Raw genomic sequence first — 19,825 nt, forward strand, 5'->3', positions numbered from 1 at the left:
ATCAGCCCTCGCCGCCGCGCCGGGACCACAAGCCGCGGCCGGGATCGTAGCCGATGACCGCCGCGAGGAAGAAGGCGATGAGGCAGCCAAGGACCACAATCGCCGCGACAGGATCGAACCGCAGATAGAGCGCGAAGCGTATCAGCTCGACCGCCGAGCTGAACGGGTTCCAGGCGGCGATTGTTGCCAGCACCGGTCCCGCCTCGGCAAGCCGCCACAGCGGATAGAGCGCCGTCGAGGCAAAGAACACCGGAAAGATGACGAAATTCATGACACCGGCAAAGTTCTCCATCTGTGTCGAAACCGAGGAGACAAGCAGGCCGAACGCGCCAAGCATCAGGCCCGCCAGCACGAGCGCCGGAAATACCGCGACGTAGCCGAGAACGGGCGGCCGCACATCCCAGAAACGCGCGATCAACAGAAACAAATAGACCAGCGGCACGCCGACGATCACGCTGGCCAGCAGGCGCGCCGCAAGCAGGTACCAGCGCGGCAATGGTGCGGTCAGCAACAAGCGCATGCTGCCCATCTCGCGATCGTAGACCATGGCCAGCGAACTCGCCATGGCATGGAAGAGCAGCATCATGGCCGCTAGCCCGGGCACCACATACACGTCATAGAGAACATAGGTCTGGTAGGGTGGCGTGATCGACAGACCGAGAACGGAGCGGAAGCCAGCGGCAAAGATTGCCAGCCAGACCAGCGGCCGTACCATCGCCGAGAGCAGCCGGCCGCGTTGCCGCAACGTGCGCAGCATCTCCCTGCGCAGGATGCCGTTGAGCGCGCGCACCGCGTGAGACGTTTTCATTCGGACTCCGTCAGCGACGCGAAGGCCTCGCCCGTGCTCGCCACACCGAGATCGGCAGCCAGCCGATCGGCGCGGCCGGCCCACCGGATTGTGCCTCGATGCAGCACCACCACATCGTCATCCGCCGTTAGTTCCTCCAGAAAATGTGTTGCCCACAGGACGGCAATGCCGCGCTGGCGGCAAAGCTCCCGCATGTGCCGCTCGAGCGCGCGGCGGCCCGGCACGTCGAGCCCGGTGGTCGGCTCGTCCAGCAGCAAAAGGCGTGGGCTATGCATCAGAGCGCGTGCTATCTCGACACGGCGACGCTGCCCCCCGGAAAGCGCTCGGGCAGGATCGTCGATCCTGTCCAGCACGTCCAGCCGGCCGAGTTCGTGGATGGAGCGCTCCTTGCTCAAGGCCTGGCTAAGCCCATGCAAGGCCGCGTGGTAACGCAGGTTCTCGCCGGCCGTCAGATCGAGATCGAGGGTCGGCAACTGGAAGACGACGCCCATCTGCGCCAACGCGGCGGACGGGTTGACATCCATCGCCTGGTCGAAGACATGCACCGAGCCGGAGCGGGCGTGATAAAGACCGGTGATCAGCGAGAACAACGTCGTCTTGCCGGCGCCATTGCGGCCTAGCAAGATGCACATCCTGCCTTGGGCCACAGAGAAAGAGACGCCGTCGAGAACCCGCCGGTTCCCGAAACTATGACCCAGATTCTCGACCGACAAGGCGTTCATGGCCCGATCACGACGCCCCACGGCCCCCGCCCCACCGGCAGCGATTTCACCACCTCCTGGTTTTCCAGATCGATAAACGAGATATCGCCGGAATTCCCGTTTGCGGTGACCAGGCGCTTCTGGTCGCCGGAGAGCGCAACGTGCCAGGGTCGTTGACCAACAAGGTAGAGCCGACGGACCGCCAGCGTTTTCACATCGACTTCCGCAATCCTGTTGGCGGGGCCGAGCGCCACATAGACGGTCGTGCCATCGCGGGACGTCCCCATGCCGACCGCCTGCACGCCCTCGCGTCGTATACCCGGCACCTCGAACTCGACTTTGCCGGTCTGCGCGCGCGTTGCCGTGTCGAAGACGGTGACAGTGCCCCGGATCTCCGAGGACACCCAGAATTGCTTACCGTCCGGCGAGAATAAAGCCGCGCGCGGCCGGGTATCGACCAGCAGATTGTCGACGAGTTCAAGCGTGCCTGCGTCGATCAGATGCACCATGCTGGTGGTCTCCGAAGTGCAGGCGACATAGCGGCCGTCGGCGCTGGCCGCCATTCCTTCCGGTTCGACGCCGACATCCACGGTGCCGATGACCTTGGCCGCGGCGATGTCCACCACCGACACCAGATTGTCATTCTCGTTGGCGACGAACAGCCGCTTGCCATCGGGATGGACTGCGAAGAATTCCGGATCGGCTCCCGAAGGCAATTCGCCGACGACCCGCCGCTTCGCGACGTCGACCACGTCGATGCGGTTGTCGTCGCCTTCCGCGACGAAAAGCATCTTGTTGTCGGTCGACAGCGCCAGCCCGCGCGGGCGGCGGCCGACATCGATCGTCGCCAGCAAAGTCATCGTCACGCCGTCGACGACCGCGACCGTATTATCCTGCTCATTGGAAACGTAGATGGTCTCGGCGGCGGCGGGAGCAGCAAGAGCGAACGCGGCCAACAACAGCGTCATCAGAACTTGCATGTGCTCTCCTCCAGGTCGATGCCCAGCGTGTCGAGCGGCGTGCGCTGATGCAGGAAGCCCGGTTGCGGTGAGCTGGAAATCAAGAGGCGAGGCCCGGCAATCAAAATGGGCTGGCGCATCTGTCCGTCCCAGGGACGGAAACTAAGCCCCTGCCCCTTGAAGCCAGCGAGAAGAAACGCGTCGCCGCGTATATATCTGCCGATTGCCGCGGGATCGAGACTGTGCAGGCGCGTCGCCGCTTCGCCGATACTGCGCACAGCGAGCCAGGCCGCGTAGTCGCTGGGCAACATCCAGCGCCCTGCCTGCCTGTGGAAACGGTCCTGCAGTTGCGTGGCGCCCCATTCCTCGCTGACAGCGCTCCAGCCTGTGGCGACCAGCCCTTGCGTGCCGGCGACGATTCTCGGCAGCGCGGTGCGGCCCTCCAGATAGGCGCCGAATTCATCCGCCTCGTCGGCGACCACGAGCACATCATAGTCGCTGACCTGCGTGACCGCGGGTATTTCGGTCTGCAGCGTGACATGCCCTGTATCGGCACGTCCGTTGGCGGGCCTGAATGTCCACGGCTGGTCGATCGTGATCTCGGCTCCGAAGCGAGCCGCCGCCCGTCGAAAGGCCGCCGCCATCGCCTGATCCTGCGAATGCGGCCCCACAAGCAGGAACCAACGCTGCCAGCGCTTCCAGGCGAGATATTGCGCCAGCCCGTCGGCGAGCATGGCGCGGCTCGGGATCGTGTGCAGCACGTTCCGACGGCAGTCCTGTTGGCGAAGCACGTCGTCCGGCGCCCGGCTGTTGAGCAACGTCATCTGCTCGGCACCGGGCGCGGCACTGGCCTGTAGAAGCTGACTGGCGTCGAGATCGGCGACGACAAAGGCGATGCCGGCATCGGCGAATTGTCTTACCGCGTCGTCCGGCGTTTCGGTTGGTTTCAATATTCTTTCCTCCAGCCGAAATTTCTGCCCAAGAAACCGGCCGGTGCTTTCGTCGTCGGCAATGCCGAGCCGTGCGCCTTGCAGGCCGTCATCGGTGACGGTTTCATCAAGGGGTCCAAGGGGCAGAGCCGGTTTGCGCTCCTGGCCGATATACCCGATCACCATCGTCTGTTGCTCGGTGGCGCCAGGGCCGGTGATCAGCAAAAGAAAGAGAAGGCCCAGCAACAGTCTCATTGTGTCGCCCCCAGCCCAAACCGCGACGATCCCGCTTCATCGCCACGAGAGATTGCGACATCGCGCACGATGCGCGCAGGCGATCCCTCCAGAACAATAACCCGATCCCCCAGCGACGAGGCATAGGCGAGATCATGCGTAACCAGCAGCGTGGTAGTCCGCCGACTGGCGAAACAATCCTGCAGCAGGCGGCGCATGGCTTGCGCGGTCGCCTCGTCGAGTGAAGCGAATGGCTCGTCGAGGAGCAGGAGCGCAGGCTCCACGGCGAGCGCCCGGGCAAGCGCTACGCGCCGCGCCATACCGCCCGAGAGTCGCTGCGGATAGCTATTCTCATTGCCTTTCAGGCCGACAGCGGCAAGCCACCGGGCCGCATCGGGCGCGCGATCCGGGATGGCCAGCGCTACATTGCGCAAGGCGGTGAGCCAGGGCAGCAGCCTCGGTGTCTGGAACAGCATGCCTATCGGAAGCGGTCGTCCGCTCACGCTGCCGCGAAATTCGCGGTCGACGCCCGAAACGATCGACAGCAGCGTCGACTTGCCGACACCGGAAGGGCCGGTCAGGACGCAGACCTGTCCGTCGGCTATATCAAGCGACAGCGCGCGAAAGATCGTCCGGCGCTGGCCGTCGTCACCGGGGAAAGTCTTGTCCTCGATCCTGATCCTCAGCATCAGCGTCGCCAGGCGAACAGACGACGTTCCAACGGCACAAGCAGTCCATACTCTATGGCAAGCATCACAACGCCGAAGCTGATCGCATAGGCAAGGATGTGGGTGACGTCGAAGTTCTGAAAATAGACCTGTAGCTTGAACCCGACGCCGTTGGAGCGGCCGAGCAGTTCGGCGAGCAACACGATCTTCCACGTCAATGCCAGCCCGCTGCGCAGGGTGACGAGAAAGAACGGCGCCAATTGCGGCAGCACGACATGCCGCAGCTTTGCAGCACGCCCGAAGCGATAGAGCTCAGCCATTTCGGCAAAGTCCTTGTCCAGCCGGCTGGCGCCTTCACGAATAGTCACCACGACATTGGGGATCTTGTTGAGCGCGACCGCAAGGACAAGCGCAGTCTCGGCAAGACCAAGCCAGATATAAATTAGAATGACCGTGATCAGCGCCGGCATGTTGAGGAGTAACACGATCCAAGGCCTCATCCATATGTCGGCTCTGTGCGAGCGGCCTGCCGCGTAGCCAAGGGCCGCGCCGATGACGATTGCCGACCCGAGGCTTGCCACGACGCGCGCAAGCGAGATGCCCAAATGGTATGGCAGCTCGCCCCGAACCACTTCGTGCAGGAGAACCGAAACAACCTGGACCGGACCAGGAAACAGGCGATCGGCGGCGATCGATGATGCAATCTGCCAGACGAGCACCATGGTCAGCAATGCCGCAGTGGATTGCGAACGCTGCATTATGATGGGGAACGCTGGGACATCGGTCATTGGCGCGAGCTCAAGCCGGTATGGCCCGGAAGACACCAGGATCGAGGCTCGTCGCCTTGCCGACCAGATCCTCGCCGCCCAATTCGGCCAGGATTCCAAACAACCGGGCCGCGCCATCACGTTCGTCTTTGCCGAACCGACGAGGGATTCCGGCTCGATAGGCGGCGCGTAACGCCGCCTGTAGGTGAGGATCGTCCGTGCCCAATTGGGGCGCGAGCACCCGCCATTCGTCGTCCGAAGACTCGAGCAGCGACTTCGCTGCCGCGGTCGCGCTCGTGAATCGCGCGAGGGCTATCGGGTTGGCCCGCGCCCAGCTTTCATGGAAGACGTAGCCGAGCATCGGCAAGTCCACGGATACGCCAAGCCCCTGCAGGATTTGCGCGACACTGAGCAGAGGCCTTGCCCCCTCTGACTCGAGACGAGCGGCGAAATTCCAGAACGTCAGCAGTGCATCCAGTCGCCCCGCCAGAAATTCCTGCTCCAACAAAGGCGGCGCGCCGAACACTGGCTCCACCTCTTCAGCAAGATCGCGCTTCACCTGACGGAGGCCGAGCGCGCGCAACAGGATCCAGCTTTTGTCCAGCGGACCACCTGCGATCCCCAGCCTTTTGCCCTTGAGGTCCGCAAGAGTTCGAATGGACGAGCCTTGCGGCAGTTCCAGCGCGCCGACGGCACGAGAATAGGGATAGAACACCAGATCAGCGCCTTCGCTGCGCTGGCGCATGACCCACACCCAGTCCGAAACGATGACGTCGACGCTGCCCGCCAGCAATGCGGTCTTACCGACTTCGGTCCCGGCAAGCCGCTGAGCCTCGATTGATACGCCGTGCACAGCGTCCAACGCATGTCGCCGCATGACGTCAACTTCCCAGGCGGCGGTGCCAAATCCCAGCACGCCAAATCGCACGAGCGGCGATGGCTGTGGCGCGGCTTCAGCGGAAGCACCCAATAGCCAGCAACAAATACCCGCAAGAGCGGCCCGCCGCGAGATGTGACCCTGATCATGCCGGGTCAGCCATTCGCCTGGAAGGGTAGCAGTCAGCACGGGCGCACCGGGTGTGAAGGAACTTTCCTAACGCGGTGGCGGCAGGAATGTTCCTCGATGGTGCATGGAACTAACGGGAAAGCACCTAAGGTCCGTTTTTCGGCTCGTACGGCAGTCCGGGGGCTTGTTCAGGCGAACAGCAGAAGGTGTCAGGGGCTACGGTCCGCTCTTGGCATCATCGACCTCCAACGCGTCCATTACAGGTGCCGGATCGCTCTTTTCGGAGCTCGGGCTCTGCACCCCGGACCCGGCGTTCTCGATCGCTTGCACGATAGCATCTTCGATGTTTCCGAGTTCGTCCTCCCTTACTTCACGCCCATAACCAGCCACCTCGGCATCCTGCTCGAATTGCTGAGCGAGCACCGCGACGCTGACTTCCTCTCGACCAGGAAGTGTGCCGACATTCTCCTGTAGCCAGTTTTGAAAAAACTCTCTGGTCGCGCTCATCTCAGACCACCCTTTCGCCAAACTAAGCGCGACGGTGAGCCGAAGTTCCATGATGCGTTCACTTTCCCAGTGGTGCTGTACTCACAGCGTTGGGAGCCACGAGGTTTTTGCAGGCTTGATGAGGCAGTGGCCTTTCTCTTCACGACTCGATTGGAGTTCACTCTTATTGTGCAGTGTGCATCCTGATTGCGTCCATTTCGACCCTGTGGAACAAGCTCGTTGAGTTGAAGTTAGGCCCGATGCCAAGCTTTTCGGGCGAACCAAGCTTTTCGGGCGCACTAGTTTTTGACGTTGCCATCGTCGGCGGCGGCCCCGCGGGGCTCGCTGCAGCCATGTATTTAGCCAGGTTTCTGCGTTCGGTGATCTCGCTCGACGCGGGGCATGCGCGTGCCAAGCTCATCCCAAAATCCCGCAACTGTCCCGGCTTCCCCGACGGCATCAGCGGGGAAGAACTGCTCGGCCGCCTACGAGCCCAGGCACAGCTATACGGCGCGAGCCTTGTCCATGGTTGCGTAGGCCACGCCGAAAAACGCGAGGGGTTTTTTGTTCTGACGACCACCTGCGGGATTGTCCAAGCAAGGCGCGTGATTCTGGCAACGGGCATTGTGGACAAGGCACCTCCCATTGAAAGACTGGAGGAGGCGATCGCAACCGGCATTGTCAGACTGTGCCCGGTTTGCGATGCATATGAGGCCCGGGGTAGCCGCATCGGCGTTGTTGGTCCGGAGCATCTCGCCGTCAGGGAGGCTCTGTTCCTGAAGGGATATGGCAGTCAGGTCGCCTTGCTCGCCAATAACCAGGATGATGTTTCCGAAGCTGCCCGCGGCGCCGCCTTGGCAGGCGGAGTTGAAATCTGGGACGCGGTCGATGACCTGATCCCTCGACGAACCGGGTTCGATGTCGTCATGGCCGAGGGCGCCCCGATGCGCAACATCGATGTGGTGTACCCTTCGATGGGCAGCGACGTACGCTCCGAACTCGCGGTTGCTCTGGGGGCTAACTGTGACGCAGAAGGCTATGTCCTGGTCAACCGACACCTTGAGACTTCAACGCCAGGACTCTATGCCATTGGCGACGTGGCCGAGGGGCTCAATCAAATTGCTGTTGCGTTCGGAGACGCCGCCAAGGCTGCAACTCACATTCATAACGACCTCCGCGATTGCGCCGAGCCGGCGACGAACTTCCGGCGAAGTTGACCTGCAGATGCGAACGCACCGTACCGGCTCACCTTTGGCTGCGTTGATGCCCGGAACCTGTTCCACCCGGCGTGAGACTACCGGCTTCGGCTTTGCTAGAGTTCTCCCAGGCGCAGCCGCTGGGTTGATGGACGGGCACGCGCTGGCGAACGGCTGGAGGAAGGAATGAAAATTCTCGTCACCGGCGCGTCAGGTCTGATTGGAGCCGCGCTTTGCGCGCGCCTGGCCGGCGAGAGTCATGAAGTGGTCCGCGTGCTTCACCACGCAGACACTGGCGTCCACCCGGAGATCCAAACCGTTTCCCGGGATATGGCGCGGGCCTTGCGACCTCAGGATTGGATCCCCTATCTCGCCGGTGTGGACGCCGTCGTAAACTGTGCCGGCGTCCTCCAGGATAGTGCCCGGGAAAACACCCGGCATGTCCATTCTACCGGCGCCTCGGCTCTCTTCACCGCGTGTGAGCAAGCAGGTGTGAACAAGGTGATTCACTTTTCTGCCATCGGGGTCGATCGCCAGCAGCCGTCCGCCTTTTCCGCCAGCAAGCTCGCCGGCGATGAAGCACTGATGGCACGTAGCCTTAGCTGGGTCATCCTGCGCCCCTCCGTAGTGCTGGGAAGGCCGGCCTTCGGCGCAAGTGCACTGTTTCGCGGCCTCGCGGCGTTGCCGCTCTTGCCGTTGATGCCCGACACGGGCCATCTCCAAGTCGTCCAACTCGATGACGTCATCTCCACCGTCCTGTTCTTCCTCAAACCCGGCAGCCCATCGCACCTCACGCTGGACCTGGCTGGGCCCGAGGCACTTTCGATGAGCGAGGTCGTGGGTCGCTATCGCCGCTGGTTCGGATGGAGCAGTGCTCGGGAGTTCATCTTGCCGAATTGGGCCGCAGCTATCTTGTACAGGTTCGGGGATGCCGCGGCTCAGCTGGGCTGGCGCCCGCCCATGCGCAGCAATGCAGCAAAAGAGATTGCCCGTGGCGCTGTCGGCGATCCCCAGCCGTGGATGACGGCGACCGGCATTCAACCATCAGGTCTTACATCTGCACTGCGTCTAAATCCTGCGACCGTGCAGGAGCGATGGTTCGCCGGTCTTTACTTCGTCAAGCCGGCGCTCTTTGTCGTCTTGCCGCTCTTCTGGATCATGACCGGCATCATTTCCCTCACCGCCGGCTGGCGCAGCGGAGTTGACTTGCTGATTGGCACTGCTGCCGGCCCCTTGGCCGAACCGGCGGTAGTCGCCGGCGCGCTGGCTGACATCGCCGTCGGGGCGCTTGTCGCCTGGCGCCCAACCAGCCGGCTTGGTCTTTTCGGCGCAATCGCGGTATCGCTTTTCTATGCGACCGCTGGGAGCATTCTGCGGCCGGATCTTTGGCTTGAGCCACTCGGGCCGCTGATCAAAATCCTCCCGATCCTCGTTCTGCATTTTGCAGCGCTGGCCATTCTGGAGGAACGCTGATGATGTACTTCGTGCTTAAATACCTGCACGTGATCGGCGCTGCTGTGCTGCTCGGAACTGGTGCCGGCATTGCTTTTTTCATGCTTTTGGCACACCGGACCGGGAATGCCGCGACGATCGCAGCCATCGCCCGAATTGTCGTGCTGGCTGATTTCCTGTTCACGGCTACGGCCGTTGTCGCACAACCTCTGACCGGACTGGGCCTCGCTAGGGTTGCGGGGTATTCGCTGTCCGAAGGATGGATCGTTCTCTCGATCCTGCTCTACATCTTAACGGGCCTGTTCTGGCTGCCTGTCGTGTGGATGCAGATCGAGATGCGAAATCTAGCCACACAGGCCGCACTCTCCAACCAACCTCCTCCCGAGCGCTACCATCAGCTGTTCAGACGCTGGTTTGTCTTCGGCTTCCCAGCTTTCGGCGCCGTGCTCGCCATTTTCTGGCTGATGATTGCGCGCCCGGCAATCGAGTGGTCATCGTTGTAGCTGCGATCGGCAAGCACTGCGCCGTGAATTCATCCGTCGCGCCTAGCTGGCTCGTGCCGGCGCGATGCACTGCGGTCGGGAACCACGGTCACTGCCGCGAGTTCTTTCGCATGGCCAATCATCCCGTCACCGGCGTGCTTACCTCAATCGGCACATTAACCTCCCGCCCCGCGGCATTCCTGATCCTGTTGGTCTACGCAATCCTTTGGATGATCTTCGAGCGACAGACCCTGGACTGGCATGGAGCGGCTACCTTGTTTACGTGGGCCATGACGCTGTTCATCCAGCGTGCCGAGCACCGCGACACTCAGGCCATTCACGCCAAACTGGATGAGATCCTGCGATCAGACCACAATGCCTCGAACATCACGCGGATCGACGATGAAGAGCCCGAGGAAATCGAAAAACACCGCCACCGCAGGCAGCAGGACGACTGATGAGCGGCGTTTTGGTTTCACGGCAGGACGAGTAGCGGGTTTCCGGCTTTTGACGCCTATCCAGCCCCGCCGCCTCCTGCGCTCAGGGCCAAGGCCTTCGATCCTTGCTGCGGCTGTGGTTCAGCGACGGAAGGATCGGAGCCCCTATTGTTCCACCGCATCCAGAAAAATTTGCCCGAGAACCAGGTCAGGCAAATCGGCCGGCTCGAAGTGCGTCATTCGCCCTTCTGGTTGCGCTCGACGAACTTGTTGAAACGGCTGGTTTGTCCGTCACCAGTCTTGGACTGGTAAAGAAAGGCCAGATCGTTCTCGTCGAATATGCGGAAGAACTCATCCCATTCGACCGGCTCGAATGCTTCCTCGGGTTTGCCGAAGTCGATCCGCAGGATGCCGCCCGCGCCTTTGGTGCGAACCACTGCCGGCCGTCCATCCCGCTCCTCCGCCCATTTGCGGATTTCGTCGTGATTGGTGGTCGTTTGCGACTGGGACATTGAAATCTCCTTTGATCATCGGCGTTGCCAACATCGGGCATCGTCGGGGCTGCCGGCGTCCTAACAGCACAAGGGCGGCAATGTTCCGGCACGGCGCGGCGAGCGCGATGTGGCTGCTTCCGAACGAAGCCGGCCAAAGGAACTTTGTTGAAGCCAAGGGAACAAACCTTTTGCCGAAAAGTTCGGGTCGCCAAGATTACCTGTCTGAGGAGTGGTCGTGAAACGGATATTGGTTACAGGGGGCTGCGGCTTCATCGGCCGGCATGTCGCCCAGGAACTCATCGAGCAGGATTATTCGGTTCGCATTTTGGATGTGCTGCTGGAGCAGGTGCACGCAGGCGAAACAGTCGCCCTTCCCGCCGGGGCCGAGCTGATCAAGGGCGACATTCGGGACCGGGAGGCGGTCGCCAAGGCGCTGGAAGGCGTTGACGCGGTCATTCATCTAGCCGCGGAAGTCGGCGTCGGACAGTCGATGTACGAGATCGCGCGCTATGTCGGCACCAACGATCTCGGCACCGCGACGCTGCTTGAGGCGCTGATCAAACACCCGGTCGAGCGCATTGTCGTCGCCTCATCGATGAGTGTCTATGGCGAGGGCCTCTATGCTACATCGGACGGCCGGCGCATCGACAATGCCCGGCGCAAGGCGAGCGACATCAAAAACGGACAGTGGAATCCGCTGTCGCCGGAAGGCGAACCCCTCTCCCCCCTGCCGACGGACGAGGAAAAGCCGGTCGATCTCGCCTCTATCTATGCACTGACGAAATACGCCCAGGAACGCGCCGTGCTGATCTTCGGCGAAGCCTATGGCATCGATGCGGTCGCGCTGCGCCTGTTCAACGTCTTCGGCGCCGGCCAGGCGTTATCGAACCCCTATACCGGCGTGTTGGCCAATTTTGCTTCGCGTCTCGCCAACGGCCAACGTCCAATGATCTTCGAGGATGGCGAACAGAAACGCGATTTCGTCCATGTGGATGACGTCGCCCGCGCCTTTCGTCTTGCGCTGCAGCAACGCCAGGCAAGGGGTCACGTCATCAACATCGGCAGCGGCCGAGCCTATGCTATCAGCGACGTCGCGCGGGTACTTGCCGAGGCCATGGGAACGCCGGACCGCTCGCCAGAGTTGCTCGGCAAGGCGCGCTCCGGGGATATCCGCAACTGCTTCGCCGATATTTCCAAGGCCCGTGAGCTGCTCGGTTTCGAGCCGAGGCAACAACTGGAGAATTCGCTCGCCGATTTCGTTTCCTGGGTGCGCAACTCGTCCGCCATCGACCGCGGCGCCGACATGAAACGCGAGCTTGAAGAACGTGGGCTGGTGTCATGAATACGCGCAATCGACGCGACGCGCCCGTCGCCATTGTCGGCGGCAGCGGCTTCATAGGATCGAACCTGGCCGACAGCCTGTTGTCGGATGGCGAGCCGGTGCTGGTGATCGACAATCTCAGCCGCCCCGGCGTCGAACAGAACCTTGAATGGCTGGCGCAGAAACACGGAAGCCGCCTCATGGTCGAAACGATTGACGTGCGCGACGCCAACGCGCTTGCGCCCGTTCTGAAGAGTTCCAAGGCGATCTTCCACCTGGCCGCGCAAACCGCCGTCACAACGAGCCTGGTCCAACCGGACGAGGATTTCGACATCAACCTTCGAGGAACGTTCAATGTCCTCGAGGCGGCGCGGCTGAGCAGTGAGTTTGTTCCGGTGGTCTTCGCCAGCACCAACAAGGTCTATGGCAGCCTGCCCGACGTCGCGGTGCGCGAGGACGGCGATCGTTACCTGCCTTGCGACGGCATCATCCAAGCGAATGGCATCGACGAGACCCACGGCCTGGATTTCTGCACGCCCTATGGCTGCTCCAAAGGCGCGGCGGACCAATATGTGCTCGACTATGCCAAATCCTACGGCATGCCCACGGCGGTGCTGCGGATGAGCTGCATCTACGGGCCGCGCCAGTTCGGAACCGAGGATCAAGGCTGGGTCGCGCACTTCCTGCTGAGTGCGCTGACGGGACGTCCAATCACCATTTACGGCGACGGCAGACAAGTGCGCGATATACTGCATGTCTCCGATGCGGTCGCCGCCTACAGGGCCACGCTCGATCGTATCGAGACGACCAAAGGCCAGGCATTCAATCTTGGCGGCGGCCCCGATAATGCGATCAGCCTGCGCATGCTGTTGAGCGAGATCCGTAGCTTGACCGGCCATGAGCTTTCGATCCGCCATGATGACGAACGCACCGGCGATCAGCCCTTCTTCGTCGCCGACACCCGCAAGATCAAAGCGATGCTTGGCTGGAAAGCTCGTGTTTCATGGCGCGAAGGCATTCGCGATCTCGCAGACTGGCTGCAACAACACCGGCTCCAGCCTCGCCCCGAAGTCGTGAGGTACGTCGCATGAAAATCGCCCTGGTAAACCCGTTCTGGACCTATGACGACAGCATCTATTTCGGCTGCCGCCAACCACATCTCCCGCTGGAACTCGGCTATTCGAAATCCCTCCTCGAAACAGCCGGCCATGAGGTGTTGATGCTGGATGGGCAATTGCAGAAGCTCGACAACTCGGACCTCTCCGAGCGTGTGGCTGATTTCGCGCCTGCAATGACGGTCGTCAGTACCGCCCCGACTTATCTGTTCTGGCGCTGCGCACCACCCGAGTTGCGCGTGCCGGCCGATTTCCTCAACCGTCTCGCCGGGCGCGGTGGACGCACAGTCGCGGTCGGGCCGCATGGCTCGGCTACGCCCGCGCCAACCTTGCGCAAGCTTGGCGTCGACATTGTTGTGCGCGGCGAATGCGAGGAAATCGTCGCGGAACTTGCCCGGCGCGACGACTGGAGCGCGGTCCCCTCGACCGCTTACCTGCGCGACGCCAAGGTGGTTTTGAACGGCGGCGTCCACGCCAGCTCGTTTGTCGATCATCCGCCACTCCAATGGCCATCAGACTGGATCGCAGCCCATTCGCATCACCATCACAGGTTCGATGACAAGCAGGTTGGGTTCGGCGCGGAGGTCGAAGCATCGCGCGGCTGCCCCTACAATTGCAGCTTCTGCGCCAAGATCGATTTCCGCGATGCCTATCGCCGCCGAAACCACGAGGCTGTCATAGCGGAAATCGATGGGCTGATTGCCCAGGGGGTCGGCTACATTTATTTCATCGATGAAATCTTCCTGCCGCAAAAAGCGCTGCTGGAAGCGTTGATCCATCGCGACGTGAAGTTCGGTGTGCAGACCCGCATCGACCTTTGGAAGCCCGAGCTGCTGGAACTGCTCGGTGCGGCTGGCTGTGTCTCCATCGAGGCCGGCCTCGAAAGCCTGACCGTGGAAGGTCGTGCGATGCTGGCGAAACGCTGCCGGCTGGGTACCGAGGAACTTGCCGCGCTGCTCGTCAATGCCAGGCGTCACGTTCCGTTCGTACAGGCCAATCTGATCGGCGTCGTCGAGGATGACCCTGCCCTTGTGGACTACTGGCGAACGCACCTGATCGACAACGGCGTGTGGGCCAATGAACCCGTACCGCTTTATCCATATCCGAGTTCGCCAAGCTATCGCGAGCTTTGGGGCGAACCCGACGACCTCGCCTGGGAGCGCGCCCATGATCACTATCTCGCATCATTCCAGAAGTTCAGCGACATCCAGGAAAGGCGCCCGCGTCCGCTGGCGGAACTGGAGGCGACATGTTGCGGACACTGACGCCGCGCTCGCGGCGCATCCTGATGACGGTCGACGCCGTGGGCGGCGTGTGGCGCTATGCGCTCGACCTGGCCAGGGAACTTGTCAACGGCGGCGATAGCGTGGTGCTTGCCGGCCTCGGTCCGCCACCGTCCAGCCAGCAGGCCGACGAGGCGGAGGCTTTCGCGAAGCTGATCTGGCTGAACACGCCGCCGGATTGGATGACCCGCAACGGCGGTGATCTCGACGCGCTGCCGCGGGAGTTGCATGCGCCCATGCGCGACCACGCCATCGACCTTGTCCATTTCAACGCGCCTTCGCAGGCGGCGGGATTCGACGCGCCATGCCCGGTCGTGGTGGTCTCCCATTCCTGCGTGACGACCTGGTTCCATGCGGTCAGAGGACAGGCGGCGGATGGGGCATGGGCCTGGCAGAAGGAGCGCAACAGACGCGGCATGGATCGGGCCGACGCGGTCATCGCGCCGAGCCGCAGCCATGCCGACATGCTAGAGACCTGCTACGGCCCGATCGCGCGCTTGAGTGTGGTCACAAATGGTGCCCGTCCTCTGCCGAAGGCCGAAAAGCATCAACCGCTCGTCTTCGCCGCTGCCCGCTGGTGGGACGAGGGCAAAAATGCGGCGGTGGTCGATCAGGCGGCGTCCCTGACGCGATGGCCTCTGTTTGCCGCCGGTTCGACGAACGGCCCAAACGGCGAGCATGTCAGCTTCAGCCATGCTGTTCCTCTGGGAGCAGTGCCGTCCGATGAGGTGCGTTCGTTGATGGCTCGCGCGGGTATTTTCGTATCGCCATCGCTCTACGAGCCATTCGGCCTGGCCGCGCTGGAAGCCGCCATGTCGGCTACGCCCCTGGTGCTTTCCGATATCGCCACCTATCGCGAACTATGGGACGGGGCCGCGATATTCTTTGACGCGCGCGATCCGCACGATCTCGCTGCCTGCCTCAACCGTCTCTCCAGCGATGCCGAGCTCCGGCGAGAGCTTGGCCAGGCAGCCATCCGACGCAGCCGCAGGTTTAGGCTGACAAAGCAGACAGCGGCTATGCGCGGCGTCTACGACAAAGCGGCCTTAGCGATGGCGGAGCGCTGATCATGCGCTTTGTGTTTTACACCCACTCGGTCGTTTCCGACTGGAACCATGGCAATGCCCATTTCCTGCGCGGCGTCATGCGAGAGCTGGTCCAGCGCCGGCATCAGACTATTGCGCTGGAGCCGGCGAATGGCTGGAGCCGGTCGAATCTGCTGGCTGAGAAGGGGTCGTTCGCCATCGAACGCTTCCGCAAGGATTTTCCCGAACTGATGCCGGTGACCTACGACGCCGGATTTGATCACGAAGCCTGGATTGCCGAGGCCGACGTTGTGATCGTTCATGAGTGGACGGATCCGGAGCTTGTCGCACGTATTGGCCGTGCCCGGGCCGCCGGCGGCAACTTCATCCTTCTTTTTCACGACACCCACCACCGGGCCGTGTCTGCGACCGAGGCACTCTCGGCGCTCCGGCTGGAGCACTATGACGGCGTTCTCGCCTTTGGCGAAACCTTGCGCGAGAGCTATCTGCGCGCCGGCTGGGGCAAGCGCGTCTTCACTTGGCATGAAGCGGCGGACGATCGCCTGTTCAAGCCGCACCCGGAGATCCACCCCACCTCCGATCTGGTCTGGATCGGCAACTGGGGCGATGATGAGCGGACCGCCGAACTCAAGGAGTTTCTGATCGAGCCGGTGCACGATCTCGGCCTTGATGCCGCTGTTCACGGCGTACGCTACCCCAAGACCGCACTTGCGGATCTGGCCACCGCAGGACTGCGCTATGAGGGGTGGATCGCCAATGCCGACGTGCCGAAGGCCTTCGCCGCGCATCGTGTCACCGTTCACGTTCCACGGCGCCCCTATCGCGAGAGGTTGCCCGGAATCCCGACGATCCGCATGTTCGAGGCACTCGCCTGCGGCATTCCGCTGATTTCAGCGCCATGGTCCGATGTCGAGCAGCTTTTCAGGCCCGGTGTCGACTTCCTGTTTGCCGAGAATGGCTCGCAAATGCGGCAACAGCTTCGGACGGTGTTGTCCGACGAGGACTTTGCGGCCTCCCTGGTGACCTCGGGTCTCGAGACCATCCGCTCGCGGCACACCTGCCGCCACCGCGTCGACGAGTTGCTCGGCGTGCTCACGCAATGCGCGAACCGACACACCGCCGTCCCGACAGCCGCAAAGGAAGCCGTCGCATGAAGATCGCATTCTATGGATCGAGCCTTTTGTCGTCCTACTGGAACGGTGCCGCGACGTACTATCGCGGTTTGCTCAAGGCACTTTCGCAATTGGGTTACGAGATCACGTTCTACGAACCCGATGTCTACGACCGGCAGAAGAACCGCGACATCGAAGCTCCCGACTGGTGCACTGTCGTCGTTTATGAGGCGACCCAGCATGCGCTGATGCAGGTCGCGGCACGTGCCGCCGGCGCCGACATCGTCGTCAAGGCGAGTGGCGTCGGTTTCGAAGACGAGGCGCTGCTTCGCGCCGTTCTCGACCACGCCCGCAGCGACGCGCTTGTCGTATTCTGGGACGTGGATGCGCCAGCCACGCTTGCCCAGTTGCGCGACGAGCCGGACCACCCGCTCCATCGTGCACTGCAGGAGATCGACCTCGTGCTGACCTATGGTGGCGGCGATCCCGTTGTCTGGGCCTATCGTGCCATGGGCGCCAAGGAGTGCGTGCCCATCTACAATGCGCTCGATCCCGAAACGCACCATCCGGTCGCCAGCAAAGCGCGTTTTGCCTGCGACCTGGCGTTCCTCGGAAACCGGCTGCCGGACCGTGAAGCGCGTGTCGAATCGTTTTTCCTCGATCCCGCCAGCCAGCTGCCGAAACAGCGTTTCCTGCTCGGAGGCTCGGGTTGGGGCGACAAGCCGCTCCCCACCAATGTAGGCTGGCTCGGCCATGTCGGCACCCGCGATCACAACGCCTTCAATGTCACCCCAAAAGCCGTGTTGAACATCAGCCGCGACAGCATGGCCGCCAACGGTTTTTCACCGGCCACGCGAGTGTTCGAGGCGGCCGGCGCGGGCGCCTGTCTCATCACGGATGCATGGCTGGGCGTGGAACTGTTCCTGAAACCAGGCGAGGAGATCCTGGTCGCGCGTGACGGCGGCGATGTCGCCGAAATAATGCGCTCGCTGACCCCCGGGCGGGCCAAGGCAATCGGCCAAGCCGCACTTCACCGCGTGCTGGCGGACCATACCTACGCGCTTCGGGCGGATGTGGCGGATGCCGTCTTCAAACGTCATTTCGAGCACGGGGCCGTGGAGGCAGCGGAATGACCAAGAAACTGGACATCGTCTTTCTCGGCCTGTCGCTGTCCTCATCCTGGGGAAACGGCCACGCCACGACTTTCCGGGGTCTTTTGAAAGGCTTGCACGGACTCGGTCACCGGGTGACTTTTCTGGAGCGCAACGTGCCCTGGTACGCCAATCACCGCGATCTGCGCGATCCGGAGTTCTGCGCCTTGCGCTACTACGAAACCACTGCGGAGCTGCAACGCGACTACGCACAGTGCCTGGAGCAGGCCGACATCATCGTCATCGGATCCTTTGTTCCAGAAGGACGCCAGGTCATCGACATCGTCGCCTCGCTTTGCAAGGGGCAGCTCTGCTTTTACGACATCGACACCCCGGTGACCCTGGCCAAGCTTTCAGCCGACGATTGCGATTATCTGAGTTCGCGGCAAATTCCGTATTTCGATGTCTATTTCTCCTTCACTGGCGGACCAACGCTCAACCATCTGGCGCAAGACTTCGGCGCGCGTCATGCCGAACCTCTCTATTGTTCGGTCGATCCAGAACGGCATCACCCGACAGGAGATCCGATCCGCTGGGATCTCGGCTATCTCGGCACCTACAGCATGGACCGGCAGACAACGCTGAACGCTCTGCTGCTCGAGCCCGCACGGCATATGCCGAACCTCCGTTTCGTCGTGGCCGGCTCCCAATATCCATCCGACATCATCTGGCCGGACAATGTCGAACGCATCGAACATTTGCCGCCAGCCGATCACGCCGCGTTCTATAGCCGTCAGCGCTACACGCTGAATGTCACACGCAGTTCCATGATCACCGCAGGATGGTCGCCCAGCGTGCGCCTGTTCGAAGCGGCGGCTTGCGGCACGCCCATCGTCAGCGACCACTGGCCAGGGCTCGACAGCTTCTTTCCCGCATCGGCGATCCACACCGCCGCGGAGACGGACGAAGTCATCGATATCCTCGTTGGCGAGTCCGAGCGCGCACGCCTGGCCATGGCCGGCCGGGCTCGCAAACTCGTCCTCGCTTCCCACACCGGTGGGGCCAGGGCTCGCGAATTCGTGGCGGCGCTGACCCAACCAACGGCGACGGCCCTCGATCTCGACATTGGAAGTGCAGCATGAACGGCAGACAGGAGAAAACAGCGATGCGACAGACAAGAAAGGCGCACAGGGCAAAGACGGTGCTTGTTGCCGGCGGCGCGGGTTTCCTCGGTTCGCATCTTTGCGAAGTATTGCTCCGCAACGGCTGGCGCGTGATCTGCGTCGACAATTTTCTGACCGGGCGCATGGAAAACATCATCTCGATCATGGACCGGCCGGGTTTCCGGTTGATCGAGCAGGACATCTGCCGGCCATTGGATCTCGGCGAGCCCGTGGATCACATCTTCAACCTGGCCTGCGCCGCCTCACCGCCGCGTTATCAGGCCGACCCGATACACACCACGCGTACCTGCGTGATCGGAACCCTCAACCTGCTCGAACTCGCTGTCCGCAATGACGCGCGACTGCTGCAGGCCTCGACGAGCGAAGTGTATGGCGATCCGGAACAACACCCGCAAAGGGAGGATTATGTCGGCCATGTGAACTGCACCGGCCCACGCGCCTGCTACGACGAGGGCAAGCGCACCGCCGAAACGCTTTGCTTCGACTATCTAAGGGCCGGCAAGGCCGACGTCCGCGTCGCGCGCATCTTCAACACCTACGGTCCGAGAATGGATCCGGCCGACGGTCGCATCGTCTCGAATTTGATCATGCAGGCGCTCGAGAAGCGTCCGCTGACGATATTCGGCGACGGCCAGCAGACGCGATCCTTCTGCTATGTCTCCGACTTGATTGATGGATTGATGCGCCTGATGAACATCGACCCCAATCCGGGCAAGCCGGTCAATCTGGGCAATCCCGGAGAATTCACCATCGTGCGACTGGCGGCATTGGTGAAGGCGATGACCGGCACCAAGTCGGATCTGAAATTTCTGCCCCTGCCGCAAGACGATCCTCGGCGCAGGCAGCCTGATATTTCGCGTGCGAAAACGCTGCTCGGCTGGTCGCCGAGAGTGCCGCTCAACGAAGGGCTCAAGCTGACGATCGATTATTTCGCGGCGCTCGAAGGCACCGGCATCGGCGATCAGATGACAGGCCTTGCCAAAAGGAGACCCGCAGGCGGGCTGCAGAACCTTCCTGCATGACGCGGGCCGCGGCCGGACCTGCCCGGAGATCG

General features: G+C 62.3%; 21 protein-coding genes. 12 read left to right on the forward strand and 9 right to left on the reverse strand.

Going from position 1 to position 19,825, the window contains the following annotated elements; translation table 11 throughout:
• Window position 1: 1 nt before the first annotated feature.
• The 8 genes from NKJ64_RS12775 to NKJ64_RS12810 all read right to left on the reverse strand — a co-directional run bounded on the left by NKJ64_RS12775 (window position 2) and on the right by NKJ64_RS12810 (window position 6,630).
• Complete coding sequence (locus NKJ64_RS12775) at window positions 2-808, reverse strand: lanthanide ABC transporter permease protein PedC (RefSeq protein ID WP_023681112.1); 807 nt, start codon at window positions 806-808, stop codon at window positions 2-4.
• On the reverse strand, window positions 805-1,530 hold the full coding sequence (locus tag NKJ64_RS12780; protein ID WP_352462694.1) for a lanthanide ABC transporter ATP-binding protein PedB/LutE: 726 nt from the start codon (window positions 1,528-1,530) through the stop codon (window positions 805-807). The genes NKJ64_RS12775 and NKJ64_RS12780 overlap by 4 nt, the downstream gene beginning before the upstream one ends.
• Entirely contained in the window at window positions 1,527-2,489 is a 963-nt protein-coding gene (locus NKJ64_RS12785) for a PQQ-dependent catabolism-associated beta-propeller protein (protein WP_352462696.1), read from the reverse strand. Before NKJ64_RS12785 ends, NKJ64_RS12780 begins: the two co-directional genes overlap by 4 nt.
• Window positions 2,477-3,652 carry a lanthanide ABC transporter ABC transporter substrate-binding protein PedA1 gene (locus tag NKJ64_RS12790; RefSeq protein ID WP_352462698.1) on the reverse strand — a complete coding sequence of 392 codons (1,176 nt, stop codon included), beginning with the start codon at window positions 3,650-3,652 and terminating at the stop codon, window positions 2,477-2,479. The genes NKJ64_RS12785 and NKJ64_RS12790 overlap by 13 nt, the downstream gene beginning before the upstream one ends.
• Window positions 3,649-4,320, reverse strand: coding sequence for an ABC transporter ATP-binding protein (locus NKJ64_RS12795; RefSeq protein WP_352462700.1), 672 nt, complete (start codon window positions 4,318-4,320; stop codon window positions 3,649-3,651). Before NKJ64_RS12795 ends, NKJ64_RS12790 begins: the two co-directional genes overlap by 4 nt.
• Complete coding sequence (locus NKJ64_RS12800; protein ID WP_352462702.1) at window positions 4,320-5,204, reverse strand: ABC transporter permease; 885 nt, start codon at window positions 5,202-5,204, stop codon at window positions 4,320-4,322. Before NKJ64_RS12800 ends, NKJ64_RS12795 begins: the two co-directional genes overlap by 1 nt.
• Window positions 5,098-5,919 (reverse strand): ABC transporter substrate-binding protein, encoded by an 822-nt coding sequence (locus NKJ64_RS12805; RefSeq protein ID WP_352462733.1) that lies wholly within the window; start codon window positions 5,917-5,919, stop codon window positions 5,098-5,100. Before NKJ64_RS12805 ends, NKJ64_RS12800 begins: the two co-directional genes overlap by 107 nt.
• A 369-nt stretch (window positions 5,920-6,288) precedes the next feature.
• Window positions 6,289-6,630, reverse strand: coding sequence for a DUF768 domain-containing protein (locus NKJ64_RS12810; protein WP_023696361.1), 342 nt, complete (start codon window positions 6,628-6,630; stop codon window positions 6,289-6,291).
• Window positions 6,631-6,818: 188 nt separating this feature from the next.
• On the opposite strand from NKJ64_RS12810, the gene NKJ64_RS12815 reads away from it, so the two are divergent.
• The 4 genes from NKJ64_RS12815 (at window position 6,819) to NKJ64_RS12830 (ending at window position 10,146) form a co-directional block, all read left to right on the forward strand.
• Complete coding sequence (locus NKJ64_RS12815; RefSeq protein ID WP_031196940.1) at window positions 6,819-7,775, forward strand: NAD(P)/FAD-dependent oxidoreductase; 957 nt, start codon at window positions 6,819-6,821, stop codon at window positions 7,773-7,775.
• A 165-nt stretch (window positions 7,776-7,940) separates the two neighbouring features.
• Window positions 7,941-9,227, forward strand: coding sequence for an SDR family oxidoreductase (locus NKJ64_RS12820; protein WP_023725526.1), 1,287 nt, complete (start codon window positions 7,941-7,943; stop codon window positions 9,225-9,227).
• Entirely contained in the window at window positions 9,227-9,709 is a 483-nt protein-coding gene (locus NKJ64_RS12825) for a DUF2269 family protein (RefSeq protein ID WP_023687798.1), read from the forward strand. Before NKJ64_RS12820 ends, NKJ64_RS12825 begins: the two co-directional genes overlap by 1 nt.
• A 110-nt stretch (window positions 9,710-9,819) precedes the next feature.
• A complete protein-coding gene (locus NKJ64_RS12830) occupies window positions 9,820-10,146 on the forward strand; it encodes a low affinity iron permease family protein (RefSeq protein ID WP_023681103.1) in 327 nt (108 codons plus the stop codon).
• Between the two features lie 215 nt (window positions 10,147-10,361).
• Here the strand turns inward: NKJ64_RS12830 and NKJ64_RS12835 are convergent, their stop codons facing one another.
• Window positions 10,362-10,637, reverse strand: coding sequence for a hypothetical protein (locus tag NKJ64_RS12835; RefSeq protein ID WP_023667991.1), 276 nt, complete (start codon window positions 10,635-10,637; stop codon window positions 10,362-10,364).
• A gap of 217 nt (window positions 10,638-10,854) precedes the next feature.
• Here NKJ64_RS12835 and NKJ64_RS12840 point away from each other — a divergent pair, with 217 nt between their 5' ends.
• Genes NKJ64_RS12840 through NKJ64_RS12875 form a run of 8 tightly spaced genes read left to right on the forward strand, consistent with a single transcriptional unit; the run spans window position 10,855 to window position 19,793 of the window.
• Window positions 10,855-11,961 (forward strand): NAD-dependent epimerase/dehydratase family protein, encoded by a 1,107-nt coding sequence (locus NKJ64_RS12840; RefSeq protein WP_023681102.1) that lies wholly within the window; start codon window positions 10,855-10,857, stop codon window positions 11,959-11,961.
• On the forward strand, window positions 11,958-13,031 hold the full coding sequence (locus NKJ64_RS12845) for a GDP-mannose 4,6-dehydratase (protein ID WP_023696367.1): 1,074 nt from the start codon (window positions 11,958-11,960) through the stop codon (window positions 13,029-13,031). The genes NKJ64_RS12840 and NKJ64_RS12845 overlap by 4 nt, the downstream gene beginning before the upstream one ends.
• Window positions 13,028-14,320, forward strand: a complete 1,293-nt coding sequence (locus NKJ64_RS12850) for a TIGR04295 family B12-binding domain-containing radical SAM protein (RefSeq protein ID WP_023725527.1) — start codon at window positions 13,028-13,030, stop codon at window positions 14,318-14,320. Before NKJ64_RS12845 ends, NKJ64_RS12850 begins: the two co-directional genes overlap by 4 nt.
• Window positions 14,305-15,405, forward strand: a complete 1,101-nt coding sequence (locus NKJ64_RS12855; RefSeq protein ID WP_352462705.1) for a glycosyltransferase family 4 protein — start codon at window positions 14,305-14,307, stop codon at window positions 15,403-15,405. Before NKJ64_RS12850 ends, NKJ64_RS12855 begins: the two co-directional genes overlap by 16 nt.
• Window positions 15,406-15,407: 2 nt before the next feature.
• Complete coding sequence (locus tag NKJ64_RS12860; protein WP_023681098.1) at window positions 15,408-16,538, forward strand: CgeB family protein; 1,131 nt, start codon at window positions 15,408-15,410, stop codon at window positions 16,536-16,538.
• Entirely contained in the window at window positions 16,535-17,629 is a 1,095-nt protein-coding gene (locus NKJ64_RS12865; protein WP_023667985.1) for a CgeB family protein, read from the forward strand. The genes NKJ64_RS12860 and NKJ64_RS12865 overlap by 4 nt, the downstream gene beginning before the upstream one ends.
• Window positions 17,626-18,729, forward strand: a complete 1,104-nt coding sequence (locus NKJ64_RS12870; protein WP_023681097.1) for a CgeB family protein — start codon at window positions 17,626-17,628, stop codon at window positions 18,727-18,729. Before NKJ64_RS12865 ends, NKJ64_RS12870 begins: the two co-directional genes overlap by 4 nt.
• 23 nt (window positions 18,730-18,752) lie before the next feature.
• Window positions 18,753-19,793: a UDP-glucuronic acid decarboxylase family protein gene (locus tag NKJ64_RS12875; protein WP_023681096.1), complete on the forward strand. Its 1,041-nt coding sequence runs from the start codon at window positions 18,753-18,755 to the stop codon at window positions 19,791-19,793.
• Window positions 19,794-19,825: the final 32 nt, after the last annotated feature.

Source organism: Mesorhizobium sp. M0062, assembly GCF_040323125.1.
Lineage (GTDB): Bacteria > Pseudomonadota > Alphaproteobacteria > Rhizobiales > Rhizobiaceae > Mesorhizobium.